Below are 14,738 nucleotides of genomic sequence, written 5' to 3' on the forward strand. Positions count from 1 at the left end.
GCCGGAACAGCGTTCGACAGACCAGGAGGACCAGTGAGCGGCGATCGGAACGAGAGGCGCGGCGGGACGTGGGACGCCCCGACGGACGATCAGTCCGACGCGGAGCCCGAGGTGACGGGCGAGTTCACCATCGACTACACCCCGCCGGCCTGGTACACGCAGGGCGGCGCCCCGGCGGCTCCGGTACCCGGGCTCCCCGAGGGCAGCGGCTTCGAACCCCACCGTCCCTCGGACGTGGTCTCGCCCCCGACCATGCGGATCGCTCCGCCGGTCCCGCGCACCCCGGCCGACGGCACGTCCACCGCCCCGGCGCAGGCGCGGGCATCCGCACCGGTGCAGGCGCCGGTGGACGCCACGGCCGAGGCCCCCGGCCCGGCCCCGGCGGCGCACCCCGCCCCGGGCGTCGGCACCGGCCCGGCGGACGCACCGCCCACCCCGCTCACGGCGGCCCCGGCCGAGCCCCCGGCGGAGCGGGCGGCGCCCCCGGCACAGGCGCCGGTGGACGCGCCGCCCGTCCCGGCTCCGGCTCCGGCTCCGGCTCCGGCTCCGGCTCCGGCTCCGGTCGATGGTGTCCCGTCGTACCCGGCCTTCGCGCCGCCCGTACCGCTCGCCACCGCTGCCGAGCCCCCGGCGCCGGTGGACGCGCCGCCGGTGGACGCGCCGCCCGTACCGTTCACGGCGGCCCCGGCGGAGCAGGCCGCTCCCCCGGTCCCGGCCGACCGGGTGCCGTCGTACCCGGCGTTCGCGCCGTCCCCGCCGTTCGGGCTCCCGGCCGCCGCCGAACAGCCGTACCCGGCCCAGCCGTTCGCCGCGCCCGCGCCCGCGGACAGGGTGCCGCCGTCCGGCGAGGCGGCGGGGGTGCCCGTCGAGGACGGCGGGAGCCGTCCCTCGTTCGGGGGACCCGGTGGGGAACTCCCGCCCCTGCCGCCCACGTTCGCGGTGCAGGACGGCTACCGGTTCCCGCCCCCCGCCCCGCCGCACCAGGACGCCCAGGCCGCCCCGCAGTGGCACGCCGCGCCGCCGCAGCAGCAGCCCCCGCAGCCCCAGCCCCAGCCGCACGACCCCCGTCACCCGGCCGGCCAGGCCACCGGTGGGGCGCCGCTCGGCTACACCGCCGCCGTCGAGCTGTCCTCGGACCGCCTGCTGCGCAACAAGCAGAAGCCCCGGAACAACAGCGGCGGCCCCGGCGGCCTGTTCCGCTTCGGCGGCAAGGCAGCCGAGGCCGAGCGCCGCCGCAAGCTGGAGCTGATCCGCACCCCGGTCATGTCCTGCTACCGGATCGCCGTCATCAGCCTCAAGGGCGGCGTCGGCAAGACCACGACCACCACCGCCCTCGGCGCCACCCTCGCCACCGAGCGCCAGGACAAGATCCTCGCCATCGACGCGAACCCCGACGCCGGCACCCTCGGCCGCCGGGTCCGGCGCGAGACGGGTGCCACGATCCGGGATCTGGTCCAGGCGATCCCGTACCTGCACTCGTACATGGACATCCGCCGGTTCACCTCCCAGGCCCCCTCCGGGCTGGAGATCATCGCGAACGACGTCGACCCGGCCGTCTCGACGACCTTCAACGACGAGGACTACCGCCGCGTCATCGAGACGCTCGGCCGCCAGTACCCGATCATCCTCACCGACTCGGGCACCGGACTCCTCTACTCCGCCATGCGCGGCGTCCTGGACCTGGCCGATCAGCTGATCATCGTCTCGACCCCGTCCGTGGACGGTGCCAGCAGCGCCAGCACCACGCTCGACTGGCTCTCCGCGCACGGGTACGCCGACCTCGTCTCCCGCTCGCTCACCGTCATCTCGGGGGTCCGCGAGACCAGCAAGATGATCAAGACCGAGGACATCGTGCGGCACTTCGAGACCCGTTGCCGGGGCGTGGTCGTGGTCCCGTTCGACGAGCACCTCGCGGCCGGTGCCGAGGTCGATCTCGACATGCTGCGGCCCAAGACGCGCGAGGCGTACTTCACCCTCTCCGCCCTCGTGGCCGAGGACTTCGTCCGGGCGCAGCAGCAGGCCCCGCAGGGGCACTGGGGAGCGCCGCCCCACCAGCCCCAGCCTTCTCCGCCGTCCCAGCAGCCCCCGTACGGACAGCCCCAGGCCCCGCCCGCGCAGCCCTACGGCCGGCCCGCGCAGCCCGCGTGGCAGCCGCAGTACCCGTCCCAGCCCCCGCGCGACCCCCGCCTCGGCTGACGCACGGGACGACAGCGAGAGGGGCCCGTACCCCCTGGTGACCAGGGGGTACGGGCCCCTCTCGAACATCTCCCGCCGGCTCCCGCCGGGGCGTCAGCGCTCCGCGTCGTACGCGTCCGTCAGGACCCGGGCCCGCTTCACGTCGTCGGCGATGGCCTCCAGCAGCCCGTCCAGCGACTCGAACTTCGCCATCCCGCGCACGTACGCGAGGAAGTCGACGGTCACGTGCATGCCGTACAGGTCCAGCCCGATCCGGTCGATCGCGTACGCCTCGACCGTCCGCTCCGTGGCGTCGAACTGGAGGTTGGTCCCCACCGAGATCGCCGCGGGCATCCGCTCGCCGTCCGCGGTCAGCCACCCCGCGTACACCCCGTCGGCCGGGATCGCGGTGTGCGGCGGCGTCTCGACGTTGGCGGTCGGGTAGCCGAGTTCGCGTCCGCGCTGCGCACCGCGCACCACGACGCCCTCGACGCGGTGCGGCCGTCCCAGGATCCGGGCCGCGCCCTCGACGTCGCCCTCGGCGACCAGCCTGCGCGCCAGGGTCGAGGAGAACGGCGCTCCGCCGCCCTCCGTCCCGCTCTCGACCAGGTCCACGACCTCGACCTCGTAGTCGTAGGTGGAGCCCAGTTCGCGCAGGAAGGCGACGTTCCCGGCGGCGCGGTGGCCGAAGCGGAAGTTCGGGCCCTCGATGACGGCGCGCGCGTGCAGCTTGTCCACGAGGACCTTCACGATGAAGTCCGCCGGGGAGAGCTGCGAGAACCCGGCCGTGAACGGCAGGATCAGCAGCGCGTCCACCCCGAGCCCGGCCATCAGTTCGGCGCGCCGGTCGTACGGGGCCAGGATCGGCGGATGGCTGCCGGGGCGGACCACCTCGCTCGGGTGCGGGTCGAAGGTGACGACGACGGAGGGGACCCCGAGCGCCCGCGCCGTGGCCACGGCCCGTCCGATGATCAGCTGATGACCCCGGTGCACACCGTCGTAGGAGCCGATGGTGACGACGCTGCGTCCCCAGTCCTGGGGGATGTCCTCCAAGCCACGCCAGCGCTGCACTGTGACCGCTCCTCGCCCGAACCCATGGTGTCCTCGTACTGCTTGCCGATTGCAGGTCTAAGACTGCCATGCCCCCGACCGGGGCCCCGCATCGGCATCCGGCCGGAACCGGTGCTGTGTCACCTCGTCACGTCGCGCCCGGGGCCGCCCCGCCGAGGCTCTCCACCGCCCGCCGGGCGCCAGGCCCCAGCAGCGCCGCCTCCGGCGCGTCCGCCTCGGCCAGCCAGCGCGCGGCCAGCGCCCCGAAGACCGGGTCGGTCCGTGCCAGCTCCACCGTCCGGCGCTCGAACACCGCCGGCCCGCCGGTGACCCGCAGCAACTGCCGCCCGGTGCACCGCAGCAGCTCCCGGGTACGGGTCTCCGGGCGGCTCCGGGCCCCGGCCGCGACGGCTCCGAGGAACGCGTCGAGCACCTGCGGGGAGGTCTCCTCGCGCAGCAGCACGCCGGCCAGCTCGTCCCGCGGCCCGTACGCGGTGTCGCCGCCCGGCGCGGCCAGTACGGCGGCCAGCGCGGCCCGCACCACCACCGGCCCGGCCCGGAGCAGCTCCAGCACCAGCGGGAGCAGCACGGCGTGCGCGGCGGGGCCCTGCCGGAGCCGCCGGTCCACGAAGGCGGCGGCGTGCGCGGCGTCCCCGGGGCACCGCGCGAGGTGGTCCCGTACGAGGTCGGCGGCGCGGGCGGCGAGGGCGGGGTCCGTCAGCGCGGCCAGGGCCCGCACCACCTCCCCGTCGGCCCGGTCCCACAGGGCGGCGAACACCGGGTCCGGGTCGGGCAGCGCGGGCACCACCGCGACCAGGGCCTCGGCGGACAGCCGGGAGGCGCACCCCTGGTCGCGGAAGCAGGACAGGGCCGCGGACAGGTACCGGCCGCGGGTCTGCGGGTCGCGGAGCAGCATGCCGAGGGCGCCGCCGTGCAGGGAGGAGTCGGCGGGCCGGGCCACCAGCAGCGCGCGGGCGGCGTGGCGCAGCAGCTCCCGGTCGGCGGGGTCACGGGCGTAGGGGGCGACGGCCGGGCCGTGGACGGCGGCGGCGGCGCGGCGGCCGGGCCGCTCGTCGTGGGCCCAGCGGTGGACGGCCCGGCACAGGGCGGCGGGCTCCTCCTCGGCGAGGACGGCGAGCAGCTCGTCGGCGCGCGGGTGCGCGGCGGTGACGAGCGCCTCGGTGAGGCCGTCCACGGCGAGGAGGCGGTGGGTGTGGAGCAGGGCCTGCGCGGCGGTGGCGACGGTCGCCCCGGGCCGCCCGCGCAGCCTGCGCTCGTCGGTGAACCAGGCGCAGAGCAGGGGTTGCGCCAGCCGGGGATCGCGGACCAGGCGGCGGGCGACGGCGTCGAGGAAACGGTCGCCGGGGGCCGCCTCGGCGGGGTCGGCGGGCAGCAGCGCGCGCAGGAGGTCGAGGCGGTCGGGCTCGGGGAGCCGGAGCCGGTTCCAGAACCAGCCGCCGAAGCCGCCGGGGCCGGTCCGGGCCACGTGCCCGGCGAGGGAGTGCAGGACGGGGAGGTGGGGGCGCGCGTCGGGTGCGCGGAGCAGGGTTGCGCGCAGCAGCCGGACGGCCCACCAGCCCGGGGAGGGCGGGGCCTCCCCGGGCTCCCCGGCTGTTGCGGCGGCGGTGCCCGCCCCGGTGGGCGGCGCCACGGGGGAGACGGACGGGACGACCGGGCCGCCCCCGGGGACGGCCGGGTCCCCGGTGACGGCGAAGACGTCCAGGGCGTGGACCAGCCGCAGGAGTTCGCGCCGGAGCACGTCCGGGGGGAGCCTGCGCAGGGCCTCGCGGACGGGCCCGATCCGGTGCCGGGGCAGGAACGGTGCGGGTCCGGTGGGGCTGGTAGATCCCGTGGGGCCGGTGATGCCCGTGGGCCCGATGGGGGCCGGGGTGGGCGGGCCCTGGTGGACGAGGTGGTCGAGGGCCGTCAGGACGTCCAGGTGGGCGGCCTGGAGCCAGTCGGACAGCTCCTCGTGGGCGAAGCGGTAGCCCGGTCCGGCGGGGGTCAGGAGCCCTTCGGCGAGGACGGCGCGGGCCCAGCCCGTGTGCCGGGGGAACAGTTCCTCGAAGGCGGCCCGGTCGAGCTGCCCCTCCCCCGCGTCCAGGCACCGCCGCGCGGCCTCGTGCACCCGCCCGGCCACCCGCGCCGCCAGTGAGCGCGCCCCGGGCCCGGGTACCGCGGCCGGTCCCTCCCCCTCGGCGGTGATCCGGGCGGCCGTGCGCAGGCAGAGCAGGTCCAGGTGGGCCGCGAAGACCTCGTCCCGGCCCGCGCGGCCCGCGGTGGCCCCGGCCGCGCGGACCCCGGCGAGCAGGCCCAGGGTGAGCGGGTGCCGGGCGTCGGCCTCCTGGACGGCGTCGGCGGGCAGGCCCAGGCGGGTCCGGAGGGTCCCGGCCTCGGCGGGGGTGAGATCGCCGACCGGGAGCGCGGGCGGCAGCCGCCGCGCCGGGCGCGCCGGGGCGTACAGGGCCCCGGCCGGATAGCGGGCGCCCGCCTGCTCCCAGTGCTCGGGCCGGGTCGCGACGGCCATCCGGGCCCCCGCCCCGCGCAGCCACCGGACGGTGGCCTCGGTCCAGGGACCCAGCCGCCGGGCGAGGAGCGGCGGCATCTCCTCCGGCGCGTCCAGCACGACGAGCAACGCCCGCCCGGCCCCGGCGGCCACCCCGGCCACCCGCCCGGCGAGGCCGGGGTCGGGGTCGGGGTCGGAGCCTGTGCCGGTCCCTCCCCCGGGCCCGGCGCCGTGGCCTTGGCCGTGGCTCTGACCCTGGCTCTGACCCTGGCTCTGACCCTGGCTCTGACCCTGGTCAGCGCCGGGGCCGGACCCCGCGCCTCCGCCCTCACCCGACCCCGCACGCGCCCTCGTGACCGTCCGGGCCGCCGACGCCAGCGCCCGCGTCACCGCCTCGGCCACCGAGGTGTCCCCGTCCCGCAGGTCCGCGCCCCGGAGCCACAGCGTCGGCGCGGGCGCGGGCCCCCGGGCCCGGCGTGCGGCCAGGGCCGCCAGCTCCGTGGTGCGGCCCGTGCCCCCCTCCCCCACCAGGGCGAGGACCGGCCGGTCGCCCCGGGTGAACGCGGCCAGCTCGGCGGCGATCTCCGGCCGCTCCACCGGACGGGTACCGGGCCCCGGCCCGGGCCGGGGCCCCGCCCCCGGTCCCGACCCGGCTCCGGGTGGCGGGAACGCCGAAGCCACCGTGGCCGCGGTCAGTTCCAGTACGCCGGCGAGGTTCAGATCGGCGCCGTGGCCCGGCACGGTCACGGCGTTCCGCTCCAGCAGCGCGGCCAGCGGGCCGCCCGGATCGGCTCCGGCCGCCGCCCGCAGCGCCACGGCCGGGCTCCCGGAGCACCGCTCCGCTTCCGGAGCACCGGTCAGTACCGCGAGCACCGCCCCGGTCCCGGCGTCCAGCACCGGACCCCCGCGCGGTTCCCCGCCCAGCCGCAGCGCGTCCCGTCCGTCCGTGCCGAGGGCCAGTTCCACCACCTCGGGCCGGGCGTGGCACAGCACCCGCGCCTGCCGCCATCCCCGCGCGGCCAGCCGTACGTAGGTCCCCGGGGCGATCACCTCGCGCGCCGCCACCGGCAGCGGACGCACCCCGAGCCCGTCGGTGCGCACCAGCGCCAGCGCGACCCCGGGCAGCACGGTCACATCGCCCGGTCCCGCCACCCAGCTCCGCCCCGCGGGCCCCGGCGCGTGCAGGACCATCCGGGTCAGGCCCTCGACCACTTCACGGCTGGTGACGACCGTTCCCCGGTCGTCGGCGACGAACCCGCTGCCGCGCGGGTGACCGTCGAAGTCGCAGATCAGGACCAGCGCCGCGCCGCTCCCACCGCTGTCGGCGCCGTCGTCGTCACGGCAGTCCCCGTCACCCGGACCGACCCCACCGATCTCATTGATCTCATTGATCTCGCCGAGTCTGCCGGTCCCATCGACCGCGTCCACCATCGCCGCACCACTTCCCGCCGTACCCCGTGCTCACGAACGTAGGCGGGTGAAGATCGGCAGGAACAGCGCACAGCGCGAACGCGCCCCCAATGCTCCCGTCGTTCACTCCGAGCGCCTGCTCGGACGGGTGCATGGAAGGGGCGGGGCGGGGAGAGAGGCCCGACGCGGGTCGTGGAGCGGTGAGCGGCGGTTCCCGCGCGCTCACCGCTCCACGTCATGACCCGGTCCCAGCCCCAGCCCCGGCGACGGCCACGGCGGTCATACCAGCCGCACCGGCAATCTCAGTCCATCGCGGGAACCACAGGGCCGCGGGCAGGGCTCAGACGAAGACCGCGAGGGACTTCGCCTTGCCGCCCTTGCTCTCCACGAGGCCGAGCAACTGCCCCTGCGGCCCGTAGGCCGCCACCGCCTTGCCGGCCGCGTACTCCTCCGGCATCTCGATCCGCACGCCGTTGACCAGCAGCGCGGCCCTTCGGGCGTCCAGGTCCCAGCGCGGGAAGGCCGCGGCTGCGGCCTCGCCGATCGGCATCACGGTCAGCTCCTCCTGGAGCTGGTCCAGGGTCCGCGCCCGGTCGATCTTGTACGGGCCGACCCGGGTGCGCCGCAGCGCCGTCAGGTGCCCGCCGACGCCCAGGTCGGCGCCCAGGTCACGGGCGAGCGCCCGGATGTAGGTGCCGCTGGAGCAGACCACGGAGACGACGAGGTCGACGACCTTGGTGCCGTCCTCGGCCTCCGCCTCCCGCATGTCGTACACCTGGAACGACGAGATGGTCACCGGCCGGGCCGGGATCTCGAACTCCTCGCCGTCCCGCGCGCGCTTGTAGGAGCGCACACCGTTGATCTTGATCGCGCTGACCTTCGACGGGACCTGCATGATCTCGCCGGACAGCTTGGCGATGCCCTCGTCCACGGCCTCCCGGGTGACCCCGGTGGCGTGCGTGGAGGAGGTCAGCTCGCCCTCGGCGTCGTCCGTCAGGGTGTTCTGGCCCAGCCGGATCGTGCCGAGGTACTCCTTCTCCGTGAGCGCGAGGTGGCCGAGGAGCTTGGTGGCCTTCTCGATGCCCAGGACGAGCACACCCGTCGCCATCGGGTCGAGCGTGCCGGCGTGGCCGACGCGGCGGGTCCTGGCGATCCCGCGCATCTTGGCGACCACGTCGTGCGAAGTGAAGCCGGACGGCTTGTCGACGATGACCAGGCCTCCCCCAGCCTCCGGCCGGGAGGTGCCCCCGGGGGTCTTCCCTGCTTCGGTGCTCATTCCGCGGCTGCGTCCTCGTCCTCGTCCTCGCCCGGCTTCTTGTACGGGTCGGCCTCGCCGGCGTACTTCGCGCCGGAGGAGACCTCACGCACCTGGGCGTCGGAGGCGCGCGCCTTGTCCAGGAGTTCCTGGATGGTCTTGGCGTTCTCCGGGAGGGCGTCCGCGACGAAGGTCAGGGTGGGCGTGAACTTGGTCCCCGCCGCCCGGCCGACCGCGGAGCGCAGAACGCCCTTGGCGCTCTCCAGGCCCGCCGCGGCGCTGGCCCGGTCCGCGTCGTCGCCGTAGACCGTGTAGAAGACCGTGGCCTCCCGCAGGTCGCCGGTGACGCGGGTGTCCGTGATGGTCACGTGCGTACCGAGGCGGGGGTCCTTGACGCCGCGCTGCAGCTTCTCGGCCACCACCTCCCGGATGAGGTCCGCCAGCTTCTTCGCCCGCGCATTGTCGGCCACTGGTCCGTCTCCTTCTTTCTTGCAGACAAGCAATCAGTCTTCATCACCGTGGAGCCGCCGTCGTACCGACAGCAGCTCCACTTCCGGACGCGCCGCGACCAGCCGCTCGCAGCGGTCCAGTACGTCCGAGAGGAACCCCAGGTCCCCGCTGACCAGCGCGACCCCGATCCGGGCCCTGCGGTGCAGGTCCTGGTCGCCCACTTCGGCCGCGCTCACCGAGAACTTCCGTTGGAGTTCGGCGACGACGGGCCGGACGACGGAGCGTTTCTCCTTCAGCGAGTGGACGTCGCCGAGGAGCAGGTCGAACGAGAGGGTCCCCACGTACATGCGGTTGCCGGATGTCCCGCCGGTTCGGGTTAGGTGGCCTGCCGGGCCTTCGCGCGGCAGGATCACCCGGTCGTCACGCGGCCGGGTCCTTCTGAACCGTACACGCAACGGCCGGGGCCGATCGACGGATATTCCGCCGACCGGCCCCGGTCACGACACGGCACGAGCCGCCACGCGGTTACGCGCGGGGCTTCTCGCGCATCTCGTACGTCGCGATGACGTCGTCGATCTTGATGTCGTTGAAGGAACCGAGGTTGATACCGCCCTCGAAGCCTTCGCGGATCTCGGTGACGTCGTCCTTGAAGCGGCGCAGACCGGAGATGGTGAGGTTCTCGGCGATGACCTTGCCATCGCGCAGGAGCCGCGCCTTGGTGTTGCGCTTGACCTCGCCGGACCGGATGAGGACACCGGCGATGTTGCCCAGCTTGGACGAGCGGAAGATCTCGCGGACCTCCGCCGTACCGAGCTCGACCTCTTCGTACTCCGGCTTGAGGAGACCCTTCAGGGCCGCCTCGATCTCCTCGATGGCCTGGTAGATCACCGAGTAGTACCGGACGTCGACACCCTCACGGTCCGCCAGCTGCGCGGCACGGCCGACCGCACGGACGTTGTAACCGATGACGATGGCGTCGGAGCCCATCGCGAGCGAGATGTCCGACTCGGTGACCGCACCCACACCGCGGTGCAGGACGCGGATGTCGACCTCTTCGCCGACGTCGAGCTGGAGCAGCGAGGACTCAAGAGCCTCGACCGCACCGGACGAGTCGCCCTTGATGATGAGGTTGAGTTCCTGGACGAGACCGGCCTTGAGGACCGAGTCGAGGTCTTCCAGGGACACCCGGCGGACGCGCTTGGCGAAGTTGGCGTTGCGCTCGCGCGCCGCACGCTTCTCGGCGATCTGACGGGCCGTACGGTCCTCGTCGACGACGAGGAAGTTGTCGCCGGCGCCGGGGACGTTGGTGAGACCCAGGACCAGGACGGGGGTCGACGGACCCGCTTCCTCGATGTTGTTGCCCTTGTCGTCGAGCATGGCGCGCACCCGGCCGTAGGCGTCGCCCACGACCATCGTGTCGCCGACGCGCAGCGTTCCGCGCTGGACGAGGACGGTGGCGACGGCACCGCGGCCACGGTCGAGGTGGGACTCGATCGCAATACCCTGAGCGTCCTGCTCCGGGTTGGCACGCAGGTCGAGCGAGGCGTCGGCGGTGAGGACGACGGCCTCCAGCAGGGAGTCGATGTGCAGACCCTGCTTGGCGGAGATGTCGACGAACATCGTGTCGCCGCCGTACTCCTCGGCGACCAGACCGAACTCGGTGAGCTGACCGCGCACCTTGACCGGGTCGGCACCTTCGACGTCGATCTTGTTGACCGCGACGACGATCGGGACGCCGGCGGCCTTGGCGTGGTTGAGCGCCTCGATCGTCTGCGGCATGACGCCGTCGTTGGCCGCGACCACGAGGATCGCGATGTCGGTCGACTTGGCACCACGGGCACGCATGGCGGTGAACGCCTCGTGACCGGGGGTGTCGATGAAGGTGATCTTGCGCGCTTCACCGTTGACCTCGGTGCCCACCTGGTAGGCACCGATGCCCTGGGTGATGCCACCGGCTTCGCCCGCGACGACGTTCGTCTTGCGGATGGCGTCGAGCAGGCGGGTCTTGCCGTGGTCGACGTGACCCATGACGGTGACGACCGGCGGACGCGGCACGAGGAACTCCTCGCCGCCCTCGTCCTCGCCGAACTCGATGTCGAAGCCCTCGAGGAGCTCGCGGTCCTCTTCCTCCGGGCTGACGATCTGAACCTGGTAGTTCATCTCGCCGGCCAGCATTTCGAGGGTCTCGTCGGAGACGGACTGCGTGGCGGTGACCATCTCGCCGAGGTTCATCATCACGGCGACGAGCGACGCCGGGTTGGCGTTGATCTTCTCCGCGAAGTCGGTCAGGGAGGCACCGCGCGACAGGCGAACGGTCTCGCCGTGGCCGCGGGGCAGCATCACGCCGCCCACGGACGGGGCCTGCATGGCCTCGTACTCCTGGCGCCTCTGACGCTTCGACTTGCGACCGCGACGGGCGGGCCCGCCGGGACGGCCGAAGGCACCCTGCGTGCCACCACGGGCACCGGGACCGCCGGGACGGCCACCGAAGCCGGGACGACCGCCGCCACCGGCACCGGCCGGACCGCCGCCGAAGCCGCCGCCACCGGGGCGCGGGCCGCCGAAGCCGCCGCCGCCACCGGGACGCGAGCCCGGACCGGCCGGACGGCCGGCGAAGCCGCCGCCCGCGGGACGCCCGGCACCGCCGGGACGACCTGCGCCACCCGTACCGGGACCACGGCCGCCGGGGCCGCCGCCGGGACGGGGACCGGGACCACCGGCAGCGGGACGCTGCGGCATCATGCCCGGGTTGGGACGGTTACCACCGGGAGCACCGCCCGGACGCGGGGCGCCGCCCTGCGGACGCGGCATGCCGCCCGGGGTCGGACGGCCCGCGCCGGCACCCTGCGGGCGCGGGGCGCCGCCGGGGCCGCCCTGCGGGCGGGGAGCACCCTGGCCGCCACCGGCGCCGGGGGCGCCGGGACGGGGCGCGCCGGCCGGACGGGGCGCCTGCGGGCGCGCCATGCCGGTGGAGCCGCCGGAGGTGAAGGGGTTGTTGCCCGGACGGGGACCCGCCGGACGGGAGCCCTGCGGACGCGGGGCCTGGGCGCCACCGGCGGCCGGGCGCTGCGTCTGGGCACCGGGGGCGGTGCCGGCCGGACGCGGGGCGCCGGGACGGGCGCCGCCCTGGGCGGGACGCTCGGTGCGCTGCTGCTGCGCCGGACGCGGACCGGGGGTCGCGCCGGGACCGGCGGGACGCTCGGTGCGCGCCGGGGCGGCGGCCGGAGCCGCCGGGGGCGCGGAGAACTCGGTCGCCACGGGGACCGCCGGAGCGGGCTTCGGGGCGGCCGGAGCCTTCGGACCGGGACGCGGGCCGGAGGCGGCCGGGGTCACCGGGGCGGGCGCCGCGGCGGCGGGGGCCTCGGCGACGACCGGCTTGGGGGCCGGTGCGCCGGGCTTGGGAGCCGCGGGACGTGCAACGGGACCCGGGGTCGGGGCCCCGGGCTTGGCGGGTGCTGCCTGGCGGGGCGCACCCGGCTTCGCGGCGGACTTGCCGGCGTTGCCGCCGGGGCCCTGCAGCGCGTCGGTCAACTTGCGTACGACCGGCGCCTCGATGGTCGAGGACGCCGAACGGACGAACTCACCGAGTTCCTGGAGCTTGGCCATGACGACCTTGCTCTCAACTCCGAACTCCTTGGCGAGTTCATATACCCGGACCTTAGCCACTTCGCTCCTTTTAGGTCCGGGTTACGCCGGACCGTCGCTACTTCATGGGCGTACTCATCGCGTACTCATCGAGTGCTCATCGCAATCTCGACCTACTTCCAACTCGCGAGGTACCTGACCGCACGGGGTATCCGTGCCGTACTACGTCTTACGGTGTCGCCCCGGCCTCACCGGCCACGGTGTCGCGCAGTTCCGCGGTGTCGAGCGTTCCGGCGGACCGGAAGGCCCGGGGGAACGCGCGGCGGCGGACCGCCTGGTCGAGGCAGACCACGGCGGGGTGCACGTAGGCACCCCGGCCGGGCAGCGTACCGCGTGGATCGGGGACGCATGCGTCCCCGATCGCCACGATGCGCAGCAGATCGTTCTTGGCCGCTCGCTCCCGGCACCCCACACAGGTGCGTTCGGGGCATGCGCGGGCTTGCGTCCGGCCAGACACGCTTAAGTCTACCTCCCCGCACCGACCTCACCGCTTCGGGTGAGAAATCGAACGGATGTTGTCGCGATCTGTTGTCCCGCGGACCGCGGCCGAGTGCTCGGCCGTGCCGGTCCACGGCTCCTGTCTACCGCCCGGGAAGCCCCGGCCGGTACCGGTTTATTCGGAGTCCCGGCCCCGGTCCCGGTCGCCGTCGCGGTCCTCCGGCTGCTCGGTGTCGGGCCGGATGTCGATGCGCCAGCCGGTCAGACGGGCGGCGAGGCGGGCGTTCTGGCCCTCCTTGCCGATGGCCAGCGACAGCTGGTAGTCGGGGACGGTCACCCGCGCGGAGCGGGAGTCCCAGTCGACGACCTCGACCTTGCTCACCCTGGCGGGTGACAGCGCGTTCGCGACCATCTCCGCCGGGTCGTCCGACCAGTCGACGATGTCGATCTTCTCACCGTGCAGCTCGGCCATCACGTTGCGCACCCGGCTGCCCATCGGGCCGATGCAGGCGCCCTTGGGGTTGAGGCCGGAGCGGGTGGACCGGACGGCGATCTTGGTGCGGTGACCGGCCTCACGGGCGATCGCCGAGATCTCGACGCTGCCGTCGGCGATCTCCGGGACCTCCAGCGCGAAGAGCTTCTTCACGAGGTTGGGGTGGGTGCGCGAGAGGGTCACGGACGGACCGCGCACACCCTTCGCCACGCGCACCACGTAGGTCCGCAGGCGCAGGCCGTGCGTGTACTCCTCGCCGGGCACCTGCTCCTGCACCGGCAGCATGGCCTCCATCTTGCCGATGTCGACCAGGACGTTCTTGGGGTCCTTGCCCTGCTGGACGACGCCGGTGATGACGTCGCCCTCGCGGCCGGCGAACTCACCGAAGGTGATGTCGTCCTCGGCGTCGCGCAGCCGCTGCAGGATCACCTGCTTGGCGGTGGAAGCGGCGATCCGGCCGAAGTCCGACGGGGTGTCGTCGAACTCCTTGGCCTCCTGCCCCTCCTCCAGGTCCTTCGGGTCCTCCGTCGCCCACACGACCACGTGACCGTTGGCACGGTCCAGCTCGACGCGGGCGCGCCGGAAGCTTCCGTCGGTGCGGTGGTACGCGATGAGGAGGGCCGACTCGATCGCTTCGACCAGCAGCTCGAAGGAGATCTCCTTCTCGCGGACCAGACCCCGCAGGGCACTCATGTCGATGTCCACGGCTACGCCTCCTCTTCCTTCTTGTCCTTGCGGTTGAACTCGATCTCGACACGCGCCTTGGCGATGTCGGTGAAAGCGATACGGCGGGCGGTCGCCTTGCGGCCCTTCACGCCCGGCACTTCGAGGTCCAGGCCCTCGTCGTCCACGCCGAGGACGCGGGCGACGAGTTCCCCGTCACCCTTCTCGCCCTCGGTGGTCAGCTGGAACTTCACGAGACGGCCGGTCGCCCGGACGTAGTGACGGTGCTCGGTCAGCGGGCGGTCCGCGCCCGGCGAGCTCACTTCGAGGACGTACTCGTCCTCGCCCATGACATCGCTCGCGTCGAGGGAGTCGGAGATCTCACGGCTCAGCTCGGCGCACGTGTCCAGTTCCACACCTTCGTCGGAGTCCACGATGACGCGCAGCATGCGGCGCTTGCCCGCCCGGGACGTCTCGATCTCTTCGAGGTCCAGGCCCTTGGCGGCGACGAGCGGCTCCAGCAGTCCGCGCAGCCTGTCGCTCTGGGTGGTGCTCATCCGGGTGACTCCTCGGCCGCGTGTGCTGTTGTGGGTTTTCCGTCGTGTGTCAGGTCAAAGGGTATCCGGTCGCGAAGGGTGTTGCCGTCCGTCCCT

At 74.3% G+C, this 14,738-nt stretch carries 10 protein-coding genes; 1 reads left to right on the forward strand and 9 read right to left on the reverse strand.

From position 1 onward, the window contains the following. Nucleotides 1–33: 33 nt before the first annotated feature. Nucleotides 34–2,196 carry an SCO5717 family growth-regulating ATPase gene (locus tag ACIA5F_RS17395; protein WP_399353758.1) on the forward strand — a complete coding sequence of 721 codons (2,163 nt, stop codon included), beginning with the start codon at nt 34–36 and terminating at the stop codon, nt 2,194–2,196. Nucleotides 2,197–2,289: 93 nt separating this feature from the next. Here the strand turns inward: ACIA5F_RS17395 and ACIA5F_RS17400 are convergent, their stop codons facing one another. From ACIA5F_RS17400 to rimP, 9 genes are all read right to left on the reverse strand, one after another. Then, complete coding sequence (locus ACIA5F_RS17400) at nt 2,290–3,246, reverse strand: bifunctional riboflavin kinase/FAD synthetase (protein WP_399353760.1); 957 nt, start codon at nt 3,244–3,246, stop codon at nt 2,290–2,292. Between the two features lie 127 nt (nt 3,247–3,373). After that, entirely contained in the window at nt 3,374–7,162 is a 3,789-nt protein-coding gene (locus ACIA5F_RS17405; RefSeq protein WP_399353762.1) for a serine protease, read from the reverse strand. Nucleotides 7,163–7,481: 319 nt separating this feature from the next. Continuing rightward, nucleotides 7,482–8,417, reverse strand: a complete 936-nt coding sequence (gene truB / locus ACIA5F_RS17410; RefSeq protein ID WP_399353764.1) for a tRNA pseudouridine(55) synthase TruB — start codon at nt 8,415–8,417, stop codon at nt 7,482–7,484. Further along, nucleotides 8,414–8,866, reverse strand: coding sequence for a 30S ribosome-binding factor RbfA (rbfA, locus tag ACIA5F_RS17415; protein WP_399353766.1), 453 nt, complete (start codon nt 8,864–8,866; stop codon nt 8,414–8,416). The genes truB and rbfA overlap by 4 nt, the downstream gene beginning before the upstream one ends. 33 nt (nt 8,867–8,899) lie before the next feature. Next, on the reverse strand, nt 8,900–9,193 hold the full coding sequence (locus tag ACIA5F_RS17420; protein ID WP_399353768.1) for a DUF503 domain-containing protein: 294 nt from the start codon (nt 9,191–9,193) through the stop codon (nt 8,900–8,902). A gap of 178 nt (nt 9,194–9,371) precedes the next feature. Then, complete coding sequence (infB, locus tag ACIA5F_RS17425; RefSeq protein WP_399353770.1) at nt 9,372–12,512, reverse strand: translation initiation factor IF-2; 3,141 nt, start codon at nt 12,510–12,512, stop codon at nt 9,372–9,374. Nucleotides 12,513–12,660: 148 nt separating this feature from the next. Further along, entirely contained in the window at nt 12,661–12,948 is a 288-nt protein-coding gene (locus ACIA5F_RS17430) for a YlxR family protein (protein WP_399353772.1), read from the reverse strand. Between the two features lie 156 nt (nt 12,949–13,104). Next, complete coding sequence (gene nusA, locus ACIA5F_RS17435; protein ID WP_399353774.1) at nt 13,105–14,127, reverse strand: transcription termination factor NusA; 1,023 nt, start codon at nt 14,125–14,127, stop codon at nt 13,105–13,107. Nucleotides 14,128–14,129: 2 nt separating this feature from the next. Continuing rightward, on the reverse strand, nt 14,130–14,642 hold the full coding sequence (rimP, locus tag ACIA5F_RS17440; protein WP_399353776.1) for a ribosome maturation factor RimP: 513 nt from the start codon (nt 14,640–14,642) through the stop codon (nt 14,130–14,132). Nucleotides 14,643–14,738 lie beyond the last annotated feature (96 nt).

It is taken from the genome of Streptomyces sp. NPDC051567, assembly GCF_044454165.1.
Lineage (GTDB): Bacteria > Actinomycetota > Actinomycetes > Streptomycetales > Streptomycetaceae > Streptomyces.